The organism is Phenylobacterium sp. P4_E10 (assembly GCF_056401675.1).
Genome location: NZ_JBFUIW010000003.1, coordinates 139,248 through 159,821, shown reverse-complemented (window position 1 = coordinate 159,821; position 20,574 = coordinate 139,248). Strand labels below are relative to the sequence as shown.

Here is a 20,574-nt window from a genome sequence, read left to right as displayed (position 1 = left end):
GAATGTGGACAATTGTTCGCTTGAAGTCTTTGACCTGATGCGACAATCAGGTCATGACGGCTTGACGATGTACTCAGTAACGGTGTTTTCCGGGGTAGGGGCGTTAATGAAAGGCGCTACGGTGACGCGGGCCGACCTTTGCGAGGCGGTTCATGAGGAGGTGGGTCTTACCCGCCAGGACTGCTCCGAGCTTGTCGAGCGGACCCTTGAGCTTATGGCTCAGGCTCTTGAGAAGGGGGAACAGGTGAAGCTTTCCGGATTCGGGGTCTTCCAAGTGCGCGAGAAGCGCGCGCGGATGGGCCGCAATCCCAAGACTGGGGAACCCGCCGCGATCGAGCCGCGCCGGGTCATCGGCTTTCGCGCCTCCCAGGTCATGAAGGCGCGGGTGGACCGCGCCCTGTTGAAGTGAGGACGGCGGCTTCGTGGCCAAGGGCCCGGACGCCTTTCGAACGATCTCGGAAGCAGCCGACGAGCTGAATGTTCCGCAGCACGTGCTGCGGTTCTGGGAGACCAAGTTCTCCTTCATCCGGCCAATGAAGCGCGCGGGCGGCCGGCGCTTCTATCGTCCGCAGGACATCATTGTCCTGCGCGGGGTTCGGACCCTGCTGCATGACGCCGGATACACCATCAAGGGCGTGCAGAAGCTACACAAGGAGCAGGGGCTCAAGCGCCTGTTGGCGGCGGCCGCCGGGGACGTCGGGCTGCAGCCCGCTGGATTGGCGCTGGAACTCGCCGCCGGCGAACTGACCGAGGAAGGGCGCGAGCGGCTGCGGTTCGCATTGGACGACCTGCAGAGCGCCAAACGCCGCCTGGACGCGTTGCTTGAGCGGGAGTGACCTCCGTCTCCACAGCAATCGACGCGGCCTCTAGAAATACAGCTTGCCCGGCCAGCCTAACCGGTTAGAAGGGCCGCCTTGCCGATGTCGGAGCGTGGCGCAGCCTGGTAGCGCACTTGACTGGGGGTCAAGGGGTCGCAGGTTCGAATCCTGTCGCTCCGACCATCGGCGGATTTCCCCAGAAGCTATTCAGCGTCCGCGGTTCATCCAGGAGATGAGCGGCAGGATCGGTATGCCCCAAGCCAGCCCGCCGATGCCGTAAAAGGCCAGTTGCGCGGCCCAGTGGTCGGGCAGACGCTCCCCGATCATGGTCATCACCCAGGCGTAGAAGCCCAGGAAGACGACGATCCCAATTCCACCAATAAACTTCCGGACGCGCGCGCTCATGCGCCATGCCTATAGGCGCCGAGGCGCGCGCCGTCACTAGAGGCTTAGCGTCGCTTGATCAGGCCCAGCAGGAACAGCAGCACGATTGCGCCAATGGTGGCGACGATGAAGCTGCCAATCCAGCCGCCGAAGTTGAAACCGATCAGGCCGGCGATCCAGCCGCCCAGCAATGCGCCGACCACCCCGACGAGCAGATTGGTCAGCAGTCCATGGTCGCGCTTCATCACCTTCTCGGCCACGAACCCAGCGGCGATGCCGATGACGATCCAGCCGATGATACCCACGCCCTGCATTGTCTTGCCTCCGGTTGAGTCCCACTCACCAAATGCGGTCAAGCTTTCGTGGTTCCGTTGGCGCAGCATGGACCTCCGCCGCGTTCTCCGATAGCGGATCGCCGCAAGAACGCCCTGAAGAGTCCGAACTTTAAGTCATGACCTCGTTTCTTCGTTCAGACCGGTCCCGTCCGGTCGCAATCTGGCTGTTCATCGTCGCGGCGCTGGTGCTGGCGATGGTGGTCGTGGGCGGCGCCACGCGGCTGACCGATTCCGGCCTGTCCATCACCCAATGGAAGCCGGTGACGGGCGCGCTGCCGCCGATGTCCGCGCAGGACTGGGCCGAGGAGTTCGCGCGCTACAAGGAGATCCCGCAGTATCAACAGGTCAATGCGGGGATGAACCTCGAGGCGTTCAAGTCGATCTACTGGTGGGAATGGAGCCATCGGCTGCTGGGCCGACTGGTCGGGGCGGTGTTCGCCCTGCCGTTCGCCTACTTCCTGCTTCGCGGCGAGTTGCCGCGCCGCCTGATCGTCCGCTGCGCAGGCCTGTTCGTGCTGGGCGGGCTGCAGGGGGCGGTGGGCTGGTGGATGGTCGCAAGCGGCCTGGTGGACCGGGTCTCGGTGGCGCCCGAGCGACTGATGATCCACCTGGGGCTGGCGTTCGCCTTGCTTGGAGCTTTGGTCTGGACCGCGCTGGACGCGTGGTCGGGCGCGCCGCGGCAGACAATCCCCAGTCCCTGGAACAAGGGCGCCTTGGCGCTGGTCGGACTGATCTTCCTGCAGATCCTACTCGGCGCGCTGGTGGCGGGCAACGACGCCGGCTTCGTCTACAACGACTGGCCGCTGATGAACGGCGCACTGTTCCCGGCGGACTACGCGGGGCAGGGGCTCTGGGGGACTCTGGCGCACAGCCAGGCCGCCGTGCAGTTCAATCATCGGATGGTCGCGTACCTGCTGACTATCGTCGGGCCGCTCATGGCCTGGGTGGCGTCGCGTTCGCCGCTGCCCGTCGAAGCCAAGCTGCTGGGGGTTGCGACTGGCGGCGCTATCCTGGTCCAGGCGGCGCTCGGGGTGATCACCCTGGTTGCCGGGGTGCCGATCTGGCTGGGCATGGCGCACCAGGTGGCGGCGGCCATCGTGCTCTCGCTGGCCGCCGCCTTCGCCTGGCGTGTCCGTCGGCCCTAAGCCTTCAGGCTGTTCCAGGGGCCGGTGATCGCCAAGGTGCAGCCCGGTGTGTAGATGTTCACGAACATCGTCGAGCCGTCGGGCGAGAAGCAGACGCCGGCCAGTTCCGATGTCCCGCGCACCTTGGCGCCTGCAAGCATCTGGGCGTTGCGGCCCAGAGTGTAGACCTTTCCCTCCGGCGTGATCCCGCGCAGGTAGTTTGTGCCGCCGACCTTGTCCTCGCAGGTGACTAGGTGGCCCCAGGGCGCGATGACCAGGTTGTCGGCCATCTGCATGATCCGGGTGTCCGAAGGCTCAACGAACAACTGCAGGCGGCCCGGAGCGTCGGTCTCTCCAGACTGACCTTCGTTCTCGCTGGGGACGTAGCGAAGGACCTGGCCGTTGAACTTCGGGCCGCCGCTGGTGCAGGTGAAGTAGAGCTCGCCCTTGCCGAAATAGATGCCTTCGCCGCGCGCGAACCACGAGGCTCCGGCCGAGTGACCGCGCTGGCGCAGGTCGGTGTTGGGGTTGTCGACGCCGTCGAGGTCGATCCAGCGGACCTGCTTCCAGTCGCCTTGGCTCCAGGAGACGGCGTCCCAGTTGCGTGGATCGCCGCCGTCAGTGACAGCCATGGCCTGCAGACGGCCGCCGGCGTGCAGGCGACGACGATCGTTGGGCAGGTAGCGGTAGAACAGACCTTTGCCGTCCACCTCGTCCTCGGTGAGGTAGACGATGCCGGTGCGCGGATCGATGGCGCAGGCTTCATGCTTGAAGCGGCCCATGCCGGTGATCGGGATCGGCTCGGCGAGGCCGCGGAGGCGGGAGGGCACTTCGAAGACCCAGCCGTGATCCTTCTTCACGCCCTGGCCGGCCTTGACGACAGTCTCCTCGCAGGTCAGCCAAGAGCCCCAGGGGGTGCCGCCGCCGGCGCAGTTCACCGCCGAGCCGGCCAGGCTGAGGTGCTGGGCCTTCAGTTCGCGGGACTTCAGGTCGTAGATCAGGGTGCTCGTGCCGCCACCGAGCGGCAGGCCCTCGATATCCGTGTCGTAGAGATCCGCGGCCGCGACCTTGGGCGCGAAGGCCCGGTCCTGGCCATAGGCGGTGATCTGCAGGTCGCGGGGAGGGGGGCTGATCTCATGGTTGCGGACCAGGGCGACCTTGCCGCGGCCGGCGGCGAAGCAGCCCATGCCGTCCATCTTGCCAGCGGCGACCAGGCCGTCGTCCATCGGATCGCCGGCCTTGGAGATCACCTTGTAGGAGAAGCCCTCCGGCAGGTCGAAGATCTCGGCCGGATCGCGCCGCAGCGGCCCATAGCCGGTGATCTCGCTGGCGTAGCCTGGGTTGGAATAGCCGTCCGCATCGGCGGTGATCTGGGCGTCGGCGAAGCGGGCGAAGCCAGCAAAGGCGGTTGTGGCGGCGGCGGTCTGAAGGAACTGACGGCGGGAAGCGAACATGAAGGCTTTCGACTTAGCGAAACGTGAGGGAGCTGAACCATAGAAGCGGAATGGCCGCGTCCTGCGGTATTATGATACCTACATCGCGAAAGCCTTGCGGCGTAACGATTTGCGGGCCTTGGTGAGCAATCAGTGTTGACAGGCGCCCCGCAGGCCATTACTAGCCGCGCCCTCGCCGGGACCTTTCTCGTCCCGCCAACCTAACGGACCCGTTCCCATGATGAAGACGACGGCTTCGCTGAAGCCCGCCGACGTCGAGAAGAAGTGGATCGTGATCGATGCAGAGAACGCCGTGGTCGGCCGTCTCGCTTCGTTCATCGCCATGCGTCTTCGCGGCAAGCACCGCCCGGACTACACCCCGCACGTCGATTGCGGCGACTTCGTCGTCGTCGTCAACGCCGACAAGGTGAAGTTCACCGGCAAGAAGCTGCAGGACAAGATCTACTACTGGCACACCGGTTATCCGGGCGGCATCAAGGAACGCACCGCGGGCAAGATCCTCGGCGGCAAGTATCCGGAGCGCATCCTGGAAAAGGCCGTTGAGCGCATGCTGCCCAAGGAAAGCCCGCTCGCCCGCAAGCAGATGACGCACCTGCGCATCTACAACGCCGGCGAACACCCGCACGAGGCGCAGAACCCCGAGACCATCGCGTTCGCCTCGCTGAACGCCAAGAACGTGCGGAGCCTGTAAGACAGATGTCCGAGACCCAAGGTTTCGAGGCCCTGCAAAGCCTCTCGTCCAACCCGCAAGCCGCGCCGGCTGAGCCGAAGATCGACGCTCAAGGCCGCGCCTACGCCACCGGCAAGCGCAAGAACGCCATCGCCAAGGTCTGGATCAAGCCCGGCAAGGGCACGATCACGATCAACGGCCGCGACCAAGAAGTTTACTTCGCCCGTCCGGTGCTGCGCATGATGATCGCCCAGCCGCTGCAGGTCACCGACCGCCTCGGCCAGTTCGACGTCATCATCTCGGTCGAAGGCTCGGGCCTGTCCGGCCAAGCCGGCGCGATCCGTCACGGCCTGTCGAAGGCGCTCACCTACTACGAACCGGCCCTGCGCCCGGTCCTGAAGCCGCACGGCTTCCTGACCCGCGACAGCCGCGTGGTCGAGCGTAAGAAGTACGGTAAGGCCAAGGCCCGTCGTAGCTTCCAGTTCTCGAAGCGCTAACCGCGCGCGAGCACTCGCGTTTGGGAAGGGCGCTTCGGGCAACCGAAGCGCCCTTTCTGTTTTTGGCCTAGTTTTTCCGGACCCAGAGCATGGCCCACACAGTTTTCATCGACGGCGAAGCCGGGACCACCGGCCTGCAGATCCGCGAGCGGCTGGAAGGCCGCAGCGACCTGGAAATCCTGTCGATCGATCCCGAGAAGCGCAAAGACGCGACCGCCCGCGCTGAACTGCTGAACGCCGCCGACGCGGTGATCCTGTGCCTGCCGGACGAGGCCTCGAAGGAGGCGGTCAGCCTGATCACCTCCAACAGCGTACGGGTGATCGACGCCTCGACCGCCTACCGCACGGCGGCGGGCTGGATCTACGGCTTCCCTGAGATGTCCAAGGATCAGCGCGCGGCCGTGGCCGGCTCCAAGCGGGTGAGCAATCCCGGCTGCTATCCCACTGGCTTCATCGGGCTGGTGAAGCCGCTGGTCGAGGCCGAACTGATCCCGACCGACTATCCGGTCAGCGTCAACGCCATCTCGGGCTACTCCGGGGGCGGCAAGGGCCTGATCGCCGAGTTCGAGGCGCCGGCGCACGAGGGGACCAACGACGCCTTTCGGCCCTATGGCCTCAACCTGGCGCACAAGCACCTGCCGGAGATGAAGCTGAACACCGGCCTCGCCCACGAGCCGATCTTCGCGCCCGCCGTGGGCCGCTACGCCCAGGGGATGATCGTCGAAGTGCCGCTGGCGCTCTGGGCTTTGCCCAAGACGCCAACCCCGGCGCAACTGCTGGAGACGCTAGCCGAAGCCTATGCGGGCGAGCAGTTCGTCGAGGTGGCCACGGCCGCCGAATGTGCGGCTCTGCAGCAGACGCGGGCGGGGGCGGGCAGCTATATCGAGGCCCTCGACCCCGAAGCGCTGAACGGCACCAACAAGATGAAGCTCTATGTCTTCGGCAACCGCGAGAAGGGCCAGGCTCGGCTGGTGGCGGTGCTGGATAATCTCGGCAAGGGCGCCTCCGGCGCGGCCGTGCAGAGCCTCAACCTGATGCTGGGCCTGCCGGAAGCGACCGGCCTGTGATCCTGCGGCGGGCGAGCCTGGCCGACGCCGGGGAGATCGCCCGCCTGCACCGGCATGTGATGCGCGAGTCGCTATCCTTCCTGCCGGAACTGCACACCGCCGAGGAGGACCTCTGGTTCTTCAGCGAGCGACTGCTGCCGGAGAACGAGGTCTGGGTTGGCGAGGATGGCGGCGTGATCGCCGGCTACATCGCCTTCAAGCCAGGCTGGGTCAGCCATCTCTACATCCACCCCGAGCATCAGGGGCGGGGGCTTGGCGACGCCTTGCTCGCGAAGGCCCTGGAGGACGGTTCGCCCCGTGAACTGTGGACGTTCCAGCAGAACGCGCGCGCCCGGGCGTTCTACGAGGCTCGGGGCTTCTCGCTGGTGAAGCTGACGGACGGGGCTGACAACGAAGAAAAGACGCCGGACGCCCTCTACGCGTGGCCGGGACGCTGACGATCTTGCATCCGACCGCCGCTGAAGAACGTATTCCCGGCATGAGCAAGATCGACCGACGTGCATTCCTGATGGGATCGGCCCTCGCGGCGGTCCCCGCGCTGAGCCTGGCGGCCGACCCCGATCCCTATGCGGGCTCGCCGTGGCGCAAACTCACCGACGCCGACTGGCGCAGGCGGCTGGACGTGGCGACCTACAACGTCCTTCGTAAGGAAGCGACCGAGATGGCCGGGACCAGTCCGCTGAACAAGGAAAAGCGCCGCGGGACCTATGTCTGCGCCGGTTGCGCGTTGCCGCTGTTCAAGTCTGACTGGAAGTTCGAGAGCGGCACCGGCTGGCCGAGCTTCTACACGGCCATCAAGGGCGCGATGGGCAAGAAGACCGATTTCCTGATCGGCGTGCCGCGTACCGAATACCACTGCGCCCGCTGCCTGGGGCACCAGGGCCACGTCTTCCCGGACGGCCCGCGGCCGACCGGCCTACGCTACTGCAACAATGGCGACGCCTTGAGGTTCGTCGCGGCATAGCATGCCCGCATGCCGACGATTCTGTTCCTGACTCACCCGGAAGTGGTCATCGATCCGACCATGCCGATCCCGCATTGGCCGCTGTCCGAGACCGGGCGGCGTCGAATGGCGCTGTTCATCGAGGGCCTTGGCGCGCGGAACCTGACGGCCGTCTATTCGAGCGATGAGCGCAAGGCCACCGACGGGGCCGAGATGGCCGCCGCCGCCCTCGGCGTCCCGCATCGGATCGATCCGGCCTTGGGCGAGAACGAGCGCTCCTCGACCGGCTACATCGCCCCGCCTGAGTTCTGGGAGGTGGTCGAGGAGTTCTTCGGGCGCCCTGATCAGAGCGTTCGAGGCTGGGAGACCGCGCGGGCGGCGCAGGCGCGGATTGTCGAGGCGGTCCAGCGCCTGGCGCGCGAGGAATCGACCCAGGGCGATCTGCTCGTGGTCTCCCATGGCGCGGTCGGGCGGCTGCTGAGCGCCCACCTGCAAGGGGTCGAGATCGGCGCGGAGGACCGGCCGGAGCACCCTGGCGGGGGATGCTGGCTGGAGCTGGATCGCGCCAGCCTGCGGATCGAGCGGAGCTGGCAGTCCGTGGCCGATTAGGGCGCGATGGGCCTGGTCAGATCGAACTCGACGCGGAAGTGGCGGTTCGGGCGCCGGAGTTCGTAGGCGAAAGCGGCACCTGGCTCGACCTCGACGGCCCAGACATTGGTCACTGAGGCCGCACGGTTCTCGCGGAGAAACAGATCCTTGGAGAACTGATCGACCGGGAACTCCTGGCGCGTGGCGGAGCCTGGCGAGGCGGCGTCGCCGCCGTACTGGCTGACCGTATCTTCGGTCCCGTCGGCGTGCCTATGGTCATGTTTCAGGCGCAGACCTTGCACATTCCTGCTGATGACCCAAGTGCGCGAGCGGTCGGCGCCGACGCTGAAGGGAATGCGGATCTCCTTTGGCGTGCAGTTGGCGACCTGCATGACCAGCCGCTGACCCGTGAAGCTGGCGTCGGCGGGGTCGCTGGTCACCACGCGGCCCTGGAAGGCCTTGCCGCAGAGGGCCGTGACGCGGTCGAAGAACTGGTCCTGAGGTGTTGCGGCGGCAGCCGGCGAGGCGAGGGCGAGCACCGCCGCGGCGATAAGGTAAGCTTTCACTTGTCATCCTTGCTCAGCGCGCCGAGCACGTGGTCGACGCCGCGCAGGACGGCGTCGGAATGGGTGAGGCCGAGCAGGGTGGCGTGCTCGGCGGCGGGCTCGTTCTCATAGTAGCCGGCGCGCGAGTTCCGCTCCGGCGCGCGGCGCGCCACGTTCCAGCCCAACATGCGCGTCTCGTCGCCGGCGGTGACAACCGCGACTGGCCAGTTCGGATCCAGTTGGACAGCGGCGGCCTGGGTCGCGCCCTGCGGCCAGACCAGCACTTCGTCGGCGGCGGTGCGGGCATGGCGGCCGAGGACAAAGGCATGGCGCTTCTCGGCCTTGCCCTGGGGCGGCAGACCGATGCGGTCGCCGGCGTAGAAGGCGATCCTGCTGAGGCCGAGACTGCCGGCGACGGCGGTGGCGCGGGCGACCTTCTGCACCCGGCTGAGGAAGCGCTGGGCGTCAGGGCTTTCCGCCATCTCCGGGGTGGTGGCCTCCAGCAAGACCAGCCCGGCCACCTGGTCGGGATGTTGGCCGGCGTAGAGGCGGATGTGCTGGCCGGCCATGGAGTGGGCCATGAAGATGAAGGGGCCCTGCTCGCCCGAAGCGGCGATCAGCCTGGCAAGATCGGCGGCGATGGCGGCGCTGTCGCGCGGCTTGGGGCCCGGATCGGAGAAGCCCATCCCCGCGCGGTCATAGGCGCAGGAGCGCAGGCCCTTCTGCGCCAGGCGCTGCTGGATGGCCGCGAAGTCGGCCGCCAGACCCCAGGCCCCGGCCTCCATCCAGATCACCGGCAAATCGGACTTGGGGCCGGCGCAGACCAGCCGGAGCTTGCGTCCGCCGATGTCGACGAAGCGTCCGCTCGGTTCGAAAGGCCCGGCCAGGGCGACGAGCGCGAAACCGGCGCCGACCCACAGAGCCGCCAGCGCGGCCACGCCGAGCGCGATGTATTTGAGCATTGGTCCCCCGGAAGCTCAGCCTTTTAAGACTTCACCTTCACATAAGAGCCAGGCGCGTTCTCGATAGGGGCGAACTTGCCTTTGGCGGGATCGCGGGCCTGAACGAGCCCGCCGGACTTAGCCCGCAGCCACTCGGCCCAGTGCGGCCACCAGGAGCCCGGCGTTTCGGTGGCGGCGCCCATCCAGTCCTCGACCGAAGCCGGCAGCTCGGTGTTGGTCCAGTGCTGGTACTTATTGGCCACCGGGGCGTTGATGACGCCGGCGATGTGGCCGGACCCGGCAAGGGTGAAGGTCACCGGCCCGCCGAATAGCTTGGCGCCGCGATAGACCGAGCGGGCAGGGGCGATGTGGTCTTCCTTGGAGGACTGCACATAGACCGGGGTCTTCACCTTGCCGAGGTCGAGCTGGACGTTGTCGAGCACCAGTTCGCCCTTCGAGAGGGCGTTCTCGCCGTAGAACTTGCGCAGGTAGAACAGGTGCAGCGCCTTGGGCATGCGGGTCTGGTCGGAATTCCAGAACAGCAGGTCGAAGGGCTTGGGCTCCTTGCCCATCAGGTAGTTGTTCACGAAGAACGACCAGATCAGGTCGTTGGCGCGCAGCGAGTTGAAGGTCTCGGCCATGGCCTGGCCCGAGAGCACGCCGCCGGCCGCGTCCATCTGCTTTTCCAGATCGCCCAGCCAGTCCTCGTTGGTGAACAGCAGCAGGTCGCCGGCCTCGGCAAAGTCCTGCTGGGCCGCGAAGAAGGTGGCCGAGGAGATCCGCTGGTCGTCCTTGGCCGCCATGTGGGCCAGGGTCGAGGCGAGCAGGGTGCCGCCGATGCAGTAGCCGACGGTATTGACCCGGTCGACGCCGGCCTGGGTCATGGCGGCCTCGGTGGCCGCGTAGATGCCTTGGCGCATGTAGTCTTCGAAAGTCTTGCCGGCGAGGGCGGGGTCGGGATTGACCCACGAGGCCACGAAGACCGTGAAGCCCTGGTCCGCGAGCCAGCGGATCATCGAGTTCTCGGGCCGCAGGTCGAGGATGTAGAACTTGTTGATCCAGGGCGGGAAGATCAGCAGCGGGATCTCGTGGACCTGCTCGGTCGTCGGATCGAACTGCAGCAGCTGCAGGATCTCGTTCTGAAAGACGACCTTGCCTGGCGCGGTGGCGACGTTCTCGCCGATCTTGAACATCTCGTAGTCGGTCTGGCTGATCGCCAGCTGGCCGCCACCGCGGGTCAGGTCCTCGGCGAAGTTCTGCATGCCCTTGACCAGCGACTCGCCGCGGCTCTGCATCGCCTCGCGCAGGGCGGCCGGATTGGAGGCCAGGAAGTTCGAGGGCGAGAAGGCGTCGGTGAGCATCTTCATGAAGAACTCGACCCGGCGCTTGGACATCGGATCGACGCCATCGACCTCGGCCACCAGCGAGTTCAACCAGTTGGAGGTCAGCAGATAGGACTGCTTGATCACGTCGAAGACCGGATTGGCCGCCCAGTCGGGATCGTTGAAGCGCTTGTCGCCCTTTTCCGGCGAGACCACCGGCGCGACCTCCTCGCCTCCGGCCCGGCGCGCGGCGAGCTGCCAGAGTTCGAGGTAGCGCTGGAAGAGATCGGCCTGCGCGCGCACCAGGCGGTCGGGCTGGGCGATCAGGCGGCCCATCACGTCGGTGAGGGCGGGGGCGACGTGGAAGGGGTCGGGCTGCAGGCCGGCCGGGCGCTCGGCCTGGCGCAACGCCGCCTCGGCGATCGCGCCCTGGGCGGTCAGGGCGGCCCGCGCCAGGTTCGCCGACATCTGTTCGATCGCGTCGCGCTGATCGGCGCTGAGCTGTTCGAGTCCGGGGCCGGGTCCGACGGCGGGCGAGGGCTCGGGCGGGGCCGCAGCCTGGGGCTCCAGCTTCACCTTGGCGGCGGCCTTGTCCGAAGACTTGCTCTTCTTCTTGCCCTTGGATTTCGAAGGCGCCGCAGTCTGATCGGTCATAGCCCTTGTTCCTCCAATGCCCCTATTCCTTGGGACGCAGAAACGCTGACGCTCTTTCGCCCGAAGCGATCATGGCTTAGACCGGGACGGAAATGAACGCGCCGCTTCGACTTTTCGCAAATCTGCTGGGCAAGCCCTCGCTGCGGGGGCTGCTGGCTTGCGCCGGTGCGGCGGCGTTGCTGGCCGGCTGCGCGAGCAATCCGTTGGCCGAAGCGCCGGTCGATCCGAACTCTCCTGTGGCCGAGGACGTGGCCCGGATAGCGCGTGAGGAGCGCGAGTTCCCGACCTTCGCCGACATTCCGCCGGTCCCGACCGATCAAAGGCCTTTGGCCGAGTTCGGTCAGCAGGCCGACAAGCTGGAAGTGGCCGCCGCCAAGCTCGTGCGCGACACGGCCGCCAACACCTGGACCCTGGACGGCACTGAGCGCTTCGCCGCGCGTGCGCGCGCCGCCGCCGGGCCCGACATCGACGCCGGCGCCTCGACGACACCGTCGACCGAGGCTTTCGCACGGGAGCTTCGGGAGCGAGCTACCCCGCCTCCGTCGCCGCGATAATCCGGCTGGCGGGGGCAAGAATGACCTTGAACCTGCTTGGCTGGCCTCTGCATGGGGGCTATCCATGCGCGACTTCAGCTCCCTATCGCCGCAGGTAGCGCGGCCAGAGCTTCAAATGACTCCCGAATTCCATCGTATCCGACGTCTGCCGCCCTACGTCCTTGAGGAAGTGAACCGCATCAAGGCGCGGCTGCGCGGCGAAGGCGTCGACATCATCGATTTCGGCATGGGCAATCCCGACATGCCGACCCCCAAGCACATCGTCGAAAAGATGATCGAGACGGCCCGCGACCCGAAGGCGGGCCGCTACTCCGCCTCGAAGGGCATCTCGGGCCTGCGCAAGGCCATGGCCGGCTACTACAAGCGCCGGTTCGGGGTGACGCTGAACCCCGACAAGGAAGTGATCGCGACCCTGGGGTCGAAGGAAGGCTTCGCCAACCTGGCCCAGGCGCTGACCGCGCCGGGCGACGTCATCGTCTGCCCGAACCCGGCCTATCCGATCCACGCCTACGGCTTCATCATGGCCGGCGGGGTGATCCGGCACGTGCCCGCGCATTCGCCCGAAGAATACCTGGCCGGCGTCAGCCGCGCAGTGAAGCATTCGGCGCCGCCCCCGAGCGTGTTGATCCTGTCCTACCCGTCGAACCCGACCGCGCAGTGCGTGGATCTCGACTTCTACAAGGACGCGATCGCGCTGGCGAAGAAGCACGAGATGCTGGTCATCTCGGACATCGCCTATTCGGAGATCTACTTCGACGACAACCCGCCGCCGTCGGTGCTGCAGGTCGACGGCGCCAAGGACATCGCGGTCGAGGTCAACTCGCTGTCGAAGACCTACGCCATGGCGGGCTGGCGGGTCGGCATGGTGGTCGGCAACGAGCGCATCTGCTCGGCGCTGGCCCGGGTGAAGTCGTATCTGGACTACGGCGCCTACACCCCGATCCAGGTGGCGGCCGCGACCGCGCTGAACAGTTCGCAGGACTGCGTTGACGAGATCCGCGCGATCTACAAGGCGCGCCGCGACACCCTGGTGTCGTCGATGAAGCGCGCCGGCTGGGACATCCCGTCGCCGTCGGCCTCGATGTTCGCCTGGGCGCCGGTTCCCGAGCAGTTCAAGGAGGCCGGCTCGCTGCTGTTCTCCAAACTGCTGATCGAGGAAGCGGGGGTGGCGGTGGCGCCGGGCGTCGGCTTTGGCGAGTACGGCGAGGGCTTTGTCCGCGTCGGCCTCGTCGAGAACGAGCAGCGCATCCGGCAGGCGGCTCGAAACGTGAAAAAATTCCTGGCCAACGCCGACGAGATCCTCGGCCGGGCCCACAACACTATGGCGGCGCAATGAGTAAGACTGAGTGGCGGGTCGGCGTCGCGGGCCTGGGTACGGTCGGCGGCGGTCTGCTGAATTTCCTGGCGGATCGGCCGGACTTCGCGCCGGCCGGCGGCCGTGCGGTCGTCACCGGGGTCTCGGCGCGCTCGCGCTCGCGGCCGCGGCCGTTCGACATTTCCAACCTGCCGTGGTTCGACGACCCGGTGGCGCTGGCCTCTTCGCCTGAGAACGACCTCTTCGTCGAGCTCATCGGCGGCTCCGACGGCCCGGCCAAGGCCGCGGTCGAGGCGGCGCTGAACGCCGGCAAGCCGGTCGTCACCGCCAACAAGGCGCTGATCGCCGAGCACGGCGCCGAACTGGCCGCCCTGGCCGAGTCCAAGGGCGTGCCGCTGCTGTTCGAGGCCGCCGTGATGGGCGGCACGCCGGCGGTGAAGATGCTGCGCGAGGCGATGGTCGGCGACGACGTGAAGTCGGTGGCGGGCATCCTCAACGGCACGTGCAACTACATCCTCTCGGAGATGGACACCGGCGGGCGTCCGTTCGCGGACGTACTGGCCGAGGCTCAGCGCCTCGGCTACGCGGAGGCCGATCCGACCATGGACGTCGGGGGCTTCGACGCCGCGCACAAGATCTCGATCCTGGCCGCCCTGGCCTTTGGTTGCGCGCCCAACTACGCGGCGGCCGAGATCGAGGGCATCGACCAGGTGGCGCTGCTGGACATCCGGCTGGCTAAGGACCTGGGCTACAAGATCAAGCTGATCGCCTCGGCCGACAGCTCGGACGGCGGGGTGTTGGTGCGGGTCCACCCGACCCTGGTCGCCCAGAACCATCCGCTGGCCCAGGCCGGCGGGGCGCTCAATGCGCTGTTCATCGAGGGCGCCCGGATCGGACGGATCTTCATCCAGGGGCCCGGCGCGGGCTCTGGCCCGACCGCCGCGGCCGTCGCCGCCGACATCGCCGACGTGATGACCAAGGCCGTGCGCCCGGTCTTCCAGGCGCCGGCCGGCTCCTTGAAGCCGTTCGTGCCGGTCGATCCGGCCAAGACCATGAGCCGGGCCTATCTGCGGTTCCTGGTGAAGGACGAGCCGGGCGTGATCGCCGCAGTGTCCGAGACCCTGGCCGAAGCGGGGGTCTCGATCGAGAGCTTTCTGCAGAAGCCGGTCGAGAACGCCGACGGGGTGCCGATCGTGCTCACCACCCATGCGGTGGCCGAGTCGGTGCTGACGGCGGCGATCGACCGCATCGCCAATCTGCCGGCCGTGCTCGAAAGACCGCGCCTGCTGCGCATCGCGCGCATATAAGAATCCAACGATAATCTGCGCCCTCACGGCGCTGGGAGAGACTGATGAGTTCGCAAGATCTGGATCGCGGCCTGGTTCTGGACGCGGTCCGGGTGACAGAGATCGCCGCCATCGCCGCCTGGAAGCTGGTCGGCCGCGGTGACGAGAAGGCCGCTGACCAGGCGGCGGTCGACGCCATGCGGACGGCGCTCAACGACCTGGACATCGATGGCGAGATCGTCATCGGCGAAGGCGAGCGCGACGAGGCCCCGATGCTGTACATCGGCGAGAAGGTCGGCCGCGGCAAAGGCCAGGCGATCGACATCGCGCTTGATCCGCTGGAGGGCACCACCCTGACGGCCAAGGCGATGGCCAACGCCCTGGCGGTGATGGCCTGGGCGCCGAAGGGCACGCTGTTGAACGCCCCTGACACCTACATGGACAAGATCGCCTGCGGGCCGGGCTATCCGGCCGGGATCATCGATCTCGACAAGTCGCCCTCCGACAACGTCAAGGCGCTGGCCGAAGCCAAGGGCGTGGAGCCCTCGGACATCACGGTCTGCATCCTGGACCGCCCGCGCCACGCGGAAATGATCGCCAGCGTCCGCTCGGTCGGCGCGCGCGTCTACCTGATCACTGACGGCGATGTCGCCGGGGTCATGAACACCGCCGACCCGTCCACCGGCGTCGACCTTTATGTCGGCCAGGGCGGGGCGCCGGAAGGCGTGCTGGCCTGCGCGGCGCTGAAGTGCGTCGGCGGCCAGTTCCAGGGCCGCCTGGTGTTCCGCAACGCCGACGAGAAGGCGCGTGCGGCGCGGGTCGGGATCACCGACTTCGACAAGAAGTACGACCTGCACGAGATGGTCCGGGCCGACGCGATCTTCGCGGCCACCGGCGTCACCAACGGCGCGCTGCTGGACGGCGTGACCTATGAGGACGGCTTCGTGCACACCCACACCCTGGTCATGAACTCGTCGACCCGCACGGTGCGCGAAGTGCGGATGAAGCGGCCGGTCTGATCGCGGCGTGGCCGCTTCGGCGGCCTGTCCGATCCTTAAGGTGACGCCGCCCAAGCGGGGATTTAAGCCGGCTGGATGTTGTCGACGTCCAGGCGAACTCTGCTGAGCGGCCTCGCCGCGCTCTCCCTTCCGATGCCGGCGCGGGCGGCGGCGCCCTCCGTGCTCGTGGAGGCCATGGCCGGCGGCGCCACGCCGGGCATGGCGGCCATGGTGATCCGCGACTTCCGGGCCGAACCTGAGCTGACGGCCGGGATCCGCCGTCTGGGCGATCCAGGGTTGGCGGCGCCTGGCGAGCGCTGGCACCTCGGTTCCGACGGCAAGGCGATGACCGTCACGCTGGTCGCGCGGCTGGTGGAGCAGGGGGTGCTCACCTGGGACCGGCCGCTGGACCAGATGCTGCCGCAGCTCGCCAGCGGCATGCGCCCCGAATATCGGGACGTGACGCTGCCCGACCTGTTGTCGCACCGCTCCGGACTGCCCGAGAACCACGACGACACCGACTTCTTCAACAGCTTCTACGTGGACAAGGCGAAGCCGACCGCCCAGCGGCTGCGCTACATCGAAACCGCGCTGCGGGACGCTCCGGTCGGCCCCAAGCGGGCCGAGCCCTCCTATTCCAACACCGGGCTGCTGATCGCGGCGGCGGCGGCGGAGCGCGCTTCTGGAAAAAGCTTCGAGGCGCTGATCGTCGAGCAGGTCTTCCGACCGCTGGGCATCGGCTCGATCAGCTTCGATCAGTTCGGCGGCCCGGGCGAGCCCGCCGGCCACGTGGACGGTCGCATCGCCGACCGGCAGCTGGACGCCAATCCACGGATGTTCGCCCCGGCCGGCGCCATGCGCATGAATCTGCCCGACTGGGCGCGGTTCTGCATCGAGCACATGAAGGGCGAGCACGGACGCGGCCGGCTGCTCACCGCAGACACCTACCGCTTTCTACATGCCGCCCAGGGCGACACCGGCTTTGCGCTCGGCTGGGGCGCGCGGTCCAGCGCCATGGGGCTGCAGGGCCCGGTGCTGACCCACGCCGGGTCGGACGGCAACTGGAACGCCCTGGTGGCGCTGTTCCCACAAACCGGCGACGGGGTGCTCGTGGCCGCCAACGCGGGCGAAAGCATGGGCGGCGACAAGGCCAGCCTGACGGCGTTGCGCGCCCTGGCCGTCACGGTGGCCAAACCGCTGGCGTCATAGGCTGCGACCATTGCGGACGCATGCGGCGATGAGCTCGGGGGCTGCGCCTATCGGGACGCCGACGACTCCGCGTAAGGTCGGCGGATGGCCGATGGATCGACAGGCACGGGCTATCTTGGCGTCACGCGGTCACTGACTGGCCGCATGTGGCGCGAGCGGCCGGCCGACGCCGCCGTCGTGCGCCGCCACCAGCTGTCGCTGGGGCTCTCCGAGCCCCTGGCGCGGGCCCTGGCCTCGCGCGGGGTCGCCGCCGACGCTGGTGAAGACTACCTGCGCCCGACGCTCAAGGCGCTGTTCCCCGATCCGTCGAGCTTCCTCGACATGGACCGGGCGGCGGCGGTGCTGATCGACGCGCTGATCGCGGACCGTCCGATGACGGTCTTCGCGGACTATGACGTGGACGGGGCCTCGAGCGCCGCCCAGCTGGTGCGCTGGTTCCGCTTCATGGGCAAGGAACTGCCCATCTATGTCCCCGACCGGATGACCGAGGGCTACGGCCCTTCACCCGCCGCGTTCCGCAAGATCCGCGAGAGCGGCGTGGAGCTGGTGGTCACCGTCGACTGCGGCGCGGCCGCCTATGAGGCCCTGGCCTGCGCCAAGGAGATCGGGCTGGAGGTGGTGGTGATCGACCATCACCTGATGCGCGAGGAGATCCCCGAGGTCGCCGCCCTGGTGAACCCCAACCGGCCCGGCTGCCAATCCGGGCAGGGCGTGCTGGCCGCGGCCGGCGTCGCCTTCGTGCTGATGGCGGCGCTGAACCGCGAGGCGCGGGGCAGGGGGCTGTTCAAGGACACGCCCGAGCCTGACCTGCGTCAGTGGCTGGACCTCGCCGCCCTGGGCGCGATCTGCGACGTCACTCAGTTGGTGGGATTCAACCGCGCGCTGACCGCCCAGGGACTGAAGGTGATGTCGGCCTGGCGCAACCCCGGCCTGAAGGCCCTGCTGGAGGTCGCAAAGGGCTCCGGACCGGCCAGCGTCTTCCATGCCGGCTTCATCCTGGGGCCGCGGATCAACGCCGGCGGCCGGATCGGCCGCTCAGATCTCGGCGCCCGGCTGCTCTCGACGGACGATCCGGAGGAGGCCGCAGCCCTCGCCGCCGAACTCGACACGCTCAACGCCTCCCGCAAGGAGGTCGAGAAGGAAATCTTCGACGAGGCCGTGCGCATCGTCGATCGCGAGAGCAATCAGGCCGACGCGGCCATGGCGCTGGTGGCGGCCGACGGCTGGCATCCGGGCGTGATCGGCATCGTCGCCAGCCGGCTGCGGGAACGCTATCGCAAGCCGACCCTGGTCATCGGCATCGACCGGGCCGCCAATGTCGGCAAGGGCTCAGGCCGCTCGCAGCCCGGGGTCAATCTGGGCCGGGCGGTGCAGGCGGCGTTCGACGAGGGGCTGTTGTTGGCCGGGGGCGGGCACGCCATGGCGGCGGGGCTGTCGGTTCGGCCCGAGCTGATCCCCGACCTGCGCGCCTTCCTGAACGAGAGACTGGCCGAAGAAGCCCAGACGGCGGCCGCTGCGGACGGTCTGGACATCGATGCGCTGGTGACGGCCGGCGGCGCGGACAGGGGCCTCTATCAGGCATTTCAGGCGATGGCGCCGTTCGGCCCCGGCAATCCCGAGCCGGTGTTCGCCGCCGCCAATGTGCGCGTCGAGCGGCCGATGGCCCTGCGCGGCGGCCACGTGCGGGTGACGCTGACCGACGGCTCGGGCGGCAAGCTGAAGGCCGTCGCCTGGCGGGCCGAGGACACCGAGCATGGCCGGCGGCTGCTAAACGAAGGCGGCGCGATCCACGTGGCGGGCCGGCTGAAGCCGGACGACTGGCAAGGGCGCGAGAGCGTCGAGCTGGAAATCGAAGACGTCGCCGACCCCCGGCGGGTCGGCTGAGCCTTGGCCGCAAAGGGCGTTTGCGCCCGGCGTAGCCACTCGAATAACGGCGTCCTCAAAAAGGTTCAGCAAGGCGCTTGCGCCCCCGCGGAATCGTCAATATAGACACCGCTCTCGCGGACGCGGTCCCTTCGTCTATCGGTTAGGACGCCAGGTTTTCAACCTGGAGAGAGGGGTTCGACTCCCCTAGGGACTGCCACCGCGGGCTCCCCAAAATCCACGTAGACGTGAAGAATGCGACCCCCGCGTGTGTTGGTCGCAAAATGCCCCATTGACGGCACTAGCCTAACAAGAACACTGTTATAGTTGGCCATTATCCGAAAGGATCGGGGGGAGACCGGGCCAGAGGGGCAGATGTCTGGTTACGAATTCGAGGGAGTAGGTCCGCACGAGGAATCGGTGCGGATCAGCGGGCGTGTGAAGTGGTTCGACGCCGGCAAAGGTTATGGTTTTGTGGTCCCGGATGATCCTAATCAGACCGGGCTGAAGGACGTGTTGCTTCACGTCACGAGTTTGCGGAACTCCGGGCGTGAAAGCGCCCTGGAAGGCGCCGTGATCGTCTGTGACGTGATCCGCCGTCCGAAAGGCTGGCAGGTGGCCGAGGTGCTGGAGGTGGACGAAAGCGCCGCCCCGCCGCCTTCCGACCGCCGCCGGGACGACAATCAGCATGGGCGGCGCGACAGCTTCGACCGTGGCGGGTTCAACGCGCGGCCTCAGCGCCGACCGTCGGCCCCACCCGGGCCGCTGGAGCGGGCCAAGGTGAAGTGGTTCAACCGCGCCAAGGGCTACGGCTTCGTAGTCCGCGACGGGGAGAGCGGCGACATCTTCGTTCACATCGAAACCCTGCGGAGGTCCGGTATCGAGGACCTGCAGCCGGGCGACGACGTGATGGTCCGGTTCGCGGAAGGTCCGAAAGGACTTGTCGTCGCCGAGATCGAGTCTGTAGGTCTAGCTTAAGACACACAGCTCGGAGCTTGCCGGTGCCTAGGCTGACGGGGCCGCAACGCGGCCTGACCGCCCTTGCGGGCGCTATGCTGCTGCTTGCCGCGTGCACGCAGGAGCCGGCGGCCCAGGCGGCCCCCAATCCTGCGCCTGCCGCGCAGGCTGCACCTGCCGCACAGTCTGCGCCCGCCGCTAATATTGCGGTTGGCGGGGCCGTGGGGGAGGCGCCGAAGGGCTTCGAGCCGCTGGAGGCGGTGACGCCCAGCGGCCGCACGCGGTTCTTCGTGGAAATCGCCGACAATGACGCCGAGCGGGAACGCGGGCTGATGTTCCGCAAGGAACTGGCCCCCGACCGCGGCATGCTGTTCGACTTCCATGGCGAGCCGCACGAGGTGGCGTTCTGGATGAAGAACACCCTGATCCCGCTGGACATCATCTACATCCAGCAGGGCGGGACCGTGCTCTCGATCGCCCGCAACACCACGCCGTTGTCCGAGGCGCCGATCCCGTCGGGCGGGACGGTCGTCGCGGTGCTGGAAATCGCCGGCGGGCGGGCCGAGCAGATCGGCCTGATGCCGGGCGACCGCATCGAGCATCGGATCTTCAAGGGTGGCTGATCGCGACGTCGTTCCTGAGCCGCCGGCGGGTTTCGTCCCATCCGGCTCACGCGGGCCGTTCTCGAGCCACAACGGGCCGTATTTCCATCGCGCTGAGATGGGCGAGCTGACCGAGCAGGCCTTCTTCGCCCTGCCGCGGCACGCCAACGGCCTGGGCCTGGTGCACGGCGGCATGCTGACGGCGTTCCTCGACGGCCTGATGGGCGCGGCGGTGTTCCGCAATGTTCGCCAGACCGCGGTGACGATTCACCTGTCGGTGGACTTCCTGCACATGGCCCGGGTCGGCGAGTGGGTGATGGGCGAGGCCAAGGTCACCCGCGCCACCCGCGACGTCGCCTTCGTCGAGGCCCGCGCCCATGTCGGCGGGACCGACGTGATCCGTGGCTCGGGCGTCTTCAAGCTGATGCGGCGCCACGGCTAGGCCCTT

Annotated in this window: 24 protein-coding genes and 2 tRNA genes; 20 read left to right on the top strand and 6 right to left on the bottom strand. The window is 67.7% G+C overall.

The annotated features are described in order from the left end of the window. The first annotated feature begins 106 nt into the window (after positions 1-106). The 3 genes from AC1DQJ_RS04665 (at position 107) to AC1DQJ_RS04655 (ending at position 1,001) form a co-directional block, all read left to right on the top strand. On the top strand, positions 107-409 hold the full coding sequence (locus AC1DQJ_RS04665; RefSeq protein WP_477600733.1) for an integration host factor subunit alpha: 303 nt from the start codon (positions 107-109) through the stop codon (positions 407-409). 13 nt (positions 410-422) lie between these two features. Further along, positions 423-836 (top strand): MerR family transcriptional regulator, encoded by a 414-nt coding sequence (locus AC1DQJ_RS04660; protein ID WP_477600731.1) that lies wholly within the window; start codon positions 423-425, stop codon positions 834-836. An 88-nt stretch (positions 837-924) separates the two neighbouring features. Then, positions 925-1,001 (top strand) — tRNA-Pro (locus AC1DQJ_RS04655). 24 nt (positions 1,002-1,025) lie between these two features. Here the strand turns inward: AC1DQJ_RS04655 and AC1DQJ_RS04650 are convergent. Then, a complete protein-coding gene (locus AC1DQJ_RS04650; protein WP_477600729.1) occupies positions 1,026-1,223 on the bottom strand; it encodes a DUF2842 domain-containing protein in 198 nt (65 codons plus the stop codon). Positions 1,224-1,267: 44 nt separating this feature from the next. Then, a complete protein-coding gene (locus AC1DQJ_RS04645) occupies positions 1,268-1,516 on the bottom strand; it encodes a GlsB/YeaQ/YmgE family stress response membrane protein (protein ID WP_477600727.1) in 249 nt (82 codons plus the stop codon). A 137-nt stretch (positions 1,517-1,653) separates the two neighbouring features. On the opposite strand from AC1DQJ_RS04645, the gene AC1DQJ_RS04640 reads away from it, so the two are divergent. Beyond that, the gene (locus AC1DQJ_RS04640) at positions 1,654-2,682 is read left to right on the top strand and encodes a COX15/CtaA family protein (protein WP_477600725.1); all 1,029 of its coding nucleotides are present in this window, start codon (positions 1,654-1,656) and stop codon (positions 2,680-2,682) included. On the opposite strand, the gene AC1DQJ_RS04635 is transcribed toward AC1DQJ_RS04640, so the two are convergent. Beyond that, positions 2,679-4,115 (bottom strand): alkaline phosphatase PhoX, encoded by a 1,437-nt coding sequence (locus AC1DQJ_RS04635; RefSeq protein WP_477600723.1) that lies wholly within the window; start codon positions 4,113-4,115, stop codon positions 2,679-2,681. The genes AC1DQJ_RS04640 and AC1DQJ_RS04635 overlap by 4 nt on opposite strands. Positions 4,116-4,332: 217 nt before the next feature. Between AC1DQJ_RS04635 and rplM the strand changes: the two genes are divergently transcribed. The 6 genes from rplM (at position 4,333) to AC1DQJ_RS04605 (ending at position 7,901) form a co-directional block, all read left to right on the top strand. Continuing rightward, positions 4,333-4,806 carry a 50S ribosomal protein L13 gene (gene rplM / locus AC1DQJ_RS04630; RefSeq protein ID WP_477600721.1) on the top strand — a complete coding sequence of 158 codons (474 nt, stop codon included), beginning with the start codon at positions 4,333-4,335 and terminating at the stop codon, positions 4,804-4,806. A gap of 5 nt (positions 4,807-4,811) precedes the next feature. Then, positions 4,812-5,282 (top strand): 30S ribosomal protein S9, encoded by a 471-nt coding sequence (gene rpsI / locus AC1DQJ_RS04625; protein ID WP_477600719.1) that lies wholly within the window; start codon positions 4,812-4,814, stop codon positions 5,280-5,282. 89 nt (positions 5,283-5,371) lie between these two features. After that, positions 5,372-6,349, top strand: coding sequence for an N-acetyl-gamma-glutamyl-phosphate reductase (gene argC, locus AC1DQJ_RS04620; protein WP_477600717.1), 978 nt, complete (start codon positions 5,372-5,374; stop codon positions 6,347-6,349). Next, positions 6,346-6,786 (top strand): N-acetyltransferase family protein, encoded by a 441-nt coding sequence (locus AC1DQJ_RS04615; protein WP_477600715.1) that lies wholly within the window; start codon positions 6,346-6,348, stop codon positions 6,784-6,786. The genes argC and AC1DQJ_RS04615 overlap by 4 nt, the downstream gene beginning before the upstream one ends. Positions 6,787-6,827: 41 nt before the next feature. Further along, complete coding sequence (gene msrB / locus AC1DQJ_RS04610) at positions 6,828-7,313, top strand: peptide-methionine (R)-S-oxide reductase MsrB (protein ID WP_477600713.1); 486 nt, start codon at positions 6,828-6,830, stop codon at positions 7,311-7,313. A gap of 9 nt (positions 7,314-7,322) precedes the next feature. Further along, positions 7,323-7,901 carry a histidine phosphatase family protein gene (locus AC1DQJ_RS04605; protein ID WP_477600711.1) on the top strand — a complete coding sequence of 193 codons (579 nt, stop codon included), beginning with the start codon at positions 7,323-7,325 and terminating at the stop codon, positions 7,899-7,901. Here the strand turns inward: AC1DQJ_RS04605 and AC1DQJ_RS04600 are convergent. The 3 genes from AC1DQJ_RS04600 to phaC are packed head-to-tail and all read right to left on the bottom strand — an operon-like array spanning position 7,898 to position 11,342. Next, positions 7,898-8,446 carry a hypothetical protein gene (locus AC1DQJ_RS04600; protein ID WP_477600709.1) on the bottom strand — a complete coding sequence of 183 codons (549 nt, stop codon included), beginning with the start codon at positions 8,444-8,446 and terminating at the stop codon, positions 7,898-7,900. The two genes, AC1DQJ_RS04605 and AC1DQJ_RS04600, sit on opposite strands and share 4 nt — an antisense overlap. Next, positions 8,443-9,387, bottom strand: coding sequence for an alpha/beta hydrolase (locus AC1DQJ_RS04595; RefSeq protein WP_477600707.1), 945 nt, complete (start codon positions 9,385-9,387; stop codon positions 8,443-8,445). The genes AC1DQJ_RS04600 and AC1DQJ_RS04595 overlap by 4 nt, the downstream gene beginning before the upstream one ends. Before the next feature lie 23 nt (positions 9,388-9,410). Continuing rightward, positions 9,411-11,342: a class I poly(R)-hydroxyalkanoic acid synthase gene (gene phaC / locus AC1DQJ_RS04590; RefSeq protein ID WP_477600705.1), complete on the bottom strand. Its 1,932-nt coding sequence runs from the start codon at positions 11,340-11,342 to the stop codon at positions 9,411-9,413. Positions 11,343-11,434: 92 nt separating this feature from the next. On the opposite strand from phaC, the gene AC1DQJ_RS04585 reads away from it, so the two are divergent. The 10 genes from AC1DQJ_RS04585 (at position 11,435) to AC1DQJ_RS04540 (ending at position 20,568) form a co-directional block, all read left to right on the top strand. After that, positions 11,435-11,896: a hypothetical protein gene (locus tag AC1DQJ_RS04585; protein ID WP_477600703.1), complete on the top strand. Its 462-nt coding sequence runs from the start codon at positions 11,435-11,437 to the stop codon at positions 11,894-11,896. A gap of 115 nt (positions 11,897-12,011) precedes the next feature. Then, a complete protein-coding gene (locus AC1DQJ_RS04580) occupies positions 12,012-13,232 on the top strand; it encodes an LL-diaminopimelate aminotransferase (protein WP_477600701.1) in 1,221 nt (406 codons plus the stop codon). After that, positions 13,229-14,518: a homoserine dehydrogenase gene (locus AC1DQJ_RS04575; RefSeq protein WP_477600699.1), complete on the top strand. Its 1,290-nt coding sequence runs from the start codon at positions 13,229-13,231 to the stop codon at positions 14,516-14,518. The genes AC1DQJ_RS04580 and AC1DQJ_RS04575 overlap by 4 nt, the downstream gene beginning before the upstream one ends. A gap of 44 nt (positions 14,519-14,562) precedes the next feature. Next, the gene (gene glpX / locus AC1DQJ_RS04570) at positions 14,563-15,516 is read left to right on the top strand and encodes a class II fructose-bisphosphatase (protein WP_477600697.1); all 954 of its coding nucleotides are present in this window, start codon (positions 14,563-14,565) and stop codon (positions 15,514-15,516) included. Positions 15,517-15,591: 75 nt separating this feature from the next. Then, entirely contained in the window at positions 15,592-16,704 is a 1,113-nt protein-coding gene (locus AC1DQJ_RS04565; RefSeq protein ID WP_477600695.1) for a serine hydrolase domain-containing protein, read from the top strand. 84 nt (positions 16,705-16,788) lie between these two features. Beyond that, complete coding sequence (recJ, locus tag AC1DQJ_RS04560; RefSeq protein ID WP_477600693.1) at positions 16,789-18,588, top strand: single-stranded-DNA-specific exonuclease RecJ; 1,800 nt, start codon at positions 16,789-16,791, stop codon at positions 18,586-18,588. A gap of 124 nt (positions 18,589-18,712) precedes the next feature. Continuing rightward, positions 18,713-18,787, top strand: a tRNA-Glu gene (locus tag AC1DQJ_RS04555). A 155-nt stretch (positions 18,788-18,942) separates the two neighbouring features. Continuing rightward, a complete protein-coding gene (locus AC1DQJ_RS04550) occupies positions 18,943-19,545 on the top strand; it encodes a cold-shock protein (protein ID WP_477600691.1) in 603 nt (200 codons plus the stop codon). A gap of 23 nt (positions 19,546-19,568) precedes the next feature. Next, positions 19,569-20,147: a DUF192 domain-containing protein gene (locus AC1DQJ_RS04545; RefSeq protein ID WP_477600689.1), complete on the top strand. Its 579-nt coding sequence runs from the start codon at positions 19,569-19,571 to the stop codon at positions 20,145-20,147. Further along, positions 20,140-20,568, top strand: a complete 429-nt coding sequence (locus tag AC1DQJ_RS04540; protein WP_477600687.1) for a PaaI family thioesterase — start codon at positions 20,140-20,142, stop codon at positions 20,566-20,568. Before AC1DQJ_RS04545 ends, AC1DQJ_RS04540 begins: the two co-directional genes overlap by 8 nt. Positions 20,569-20,574: the final 6 nt, after the last annotated feature.

Excerpts from the sequence above, each read along its gene's own strand:
- msrB (WP_477600713.1), top strand. The coding sequence starts at position 6,828 with ATGAGCAAGATCGACCGACGTGCATTCCTGATGGGATCGGCCCTCGCG.
- AC1DQJ_RS04635 (WP_477600723.1), bottom strand. The coding sequence starts at position 4,115 with ATGTTCGCTTCCCGCCGTCAGTTCCTTCAGACCGCCGCCGCCACAACC.
- phaC (WP_477600705.1), bottom strand. The coding sequence starts at position 11,342 with ATGACCGATCAGACTGCGGCGCCTTCGAAATCCAAGGGCAAGAAGAAG.
- glpX (WP_477600697.1), top strand. The coding sequence starts at position 14,563 with ATGAGTTCGCAAGATCTGGATCGCGGCCTGGTTCTGGACGCGGTCCGG.
- AC1DQJ_RS04665 (WP_477600733.1), top strand. The coding sequence starts at position 107 with ATGAAAGGCGCTACGGTGACGCGGGCCGACCTTTGCGAGGCGGTTCAT.
- rplM (WP_477600721.1), top strand. The coding sequence starts at position 4,333 with ATGATGAAGACGACGGCTTCGCTGAAGCCCGCCGACGTCGAGAAGAAG.
- AC1DQJ_RS04585 (WP_477600703.1), top strand. The coding sequence starts at position 11,435 with ATGAACGCGCCGCTTCGACTTTTCGCAAATCTGCTGGGCAAGCCCTCG.
- AC1DQJ_RS04565 (WP_477600695.1), top strand. The coding sequence starts at position 15,592 with ATGTTGTCGACGTCCAGGCGAACTCTGCTGAGCGGCCTCGCCGCGCTC.
- argC (WP_477600717.1), top strand. The coding sequence starts at position 5,372 with ATGGCCCACACAGTTTTCATCGACGGCGAAGCCGGGACCACCGGCCTG.
- AC1DQJ_RS04595 (WP_477600707.1), bottom strand. The coding sequence starts at position 9,387 with ATGCTCAAATACATCGCGCTCGGCGTGGCCGCGCTGGCGGCTCTGTGG.
- AC1DQJ_RS04575 (WP_477600699.1), top strand. The coding sequence starts at position 13,229 with ATGAGTAAGACTGAGTGGCGGGTCGGCGTCGCGGGCCTGGGTACGGTC.
- AC1DQJ_RS04550 (WP_477600691.1), top strand. The coding sequence starts at position 18,943 with ATGTCTGGTTACGAATTCGAGGGAGTAGGTCCGCACGAGGAATCGGTG.
- recJ (WP_477600693.1), top strand. The coding sequence starts at position 16,789 with ATGGCCGATGGATCGACAGGCACGGGCTATCTTGGCGTCACGCGGTCA.
- rpsI (WP_477600719.1), top strand. The coding sequence starts at position 4,812 with ATGTCCGAGACCCAAGGTTTCGAGGCCCTGCAAAGCCTCTCGTCCAAC.
- AC1DQJ_RS04580 (WP_477600701.1), top strand. The coding sequence starts at position 12,012 with ATGACTCCCGAATTCCATCGTATCCGACGTCTGCCGCCCTACGTCCTT.
- AC1DQJ_RS04650 (WP_477600729.1), bottom strand. The coding sequence starts at position 1,223 with ATGAGCGCGCGCGTCCGGAAGTTTATTGGTGGAATTGGGATCGTCGTC.
- AC1DQJ_RS04605 (WP_477600711.1), top strand. The coding sequence starts at position 7,323 with ATGCCGACGATTCTGTTCCTGACTCACCCGGAAGTGGTCATCGATCCG.
- AC1DQJ_RS04645 (WP_477600727.1), bottom strand. The coding sequence starts at position 1,516 with ATGCAGGGCGTGGGTATCATCGGCTGGATCGTCATCGGCATCGCCGCT.
- AC1DQJ_RS04640 (WP_477600725.1), top strand. The coding sequence starts at position 1,654 with ATGACCTCGTTTCTTCGTTCAGACCGGTCCCGTCCGGTCGCAATCTGG.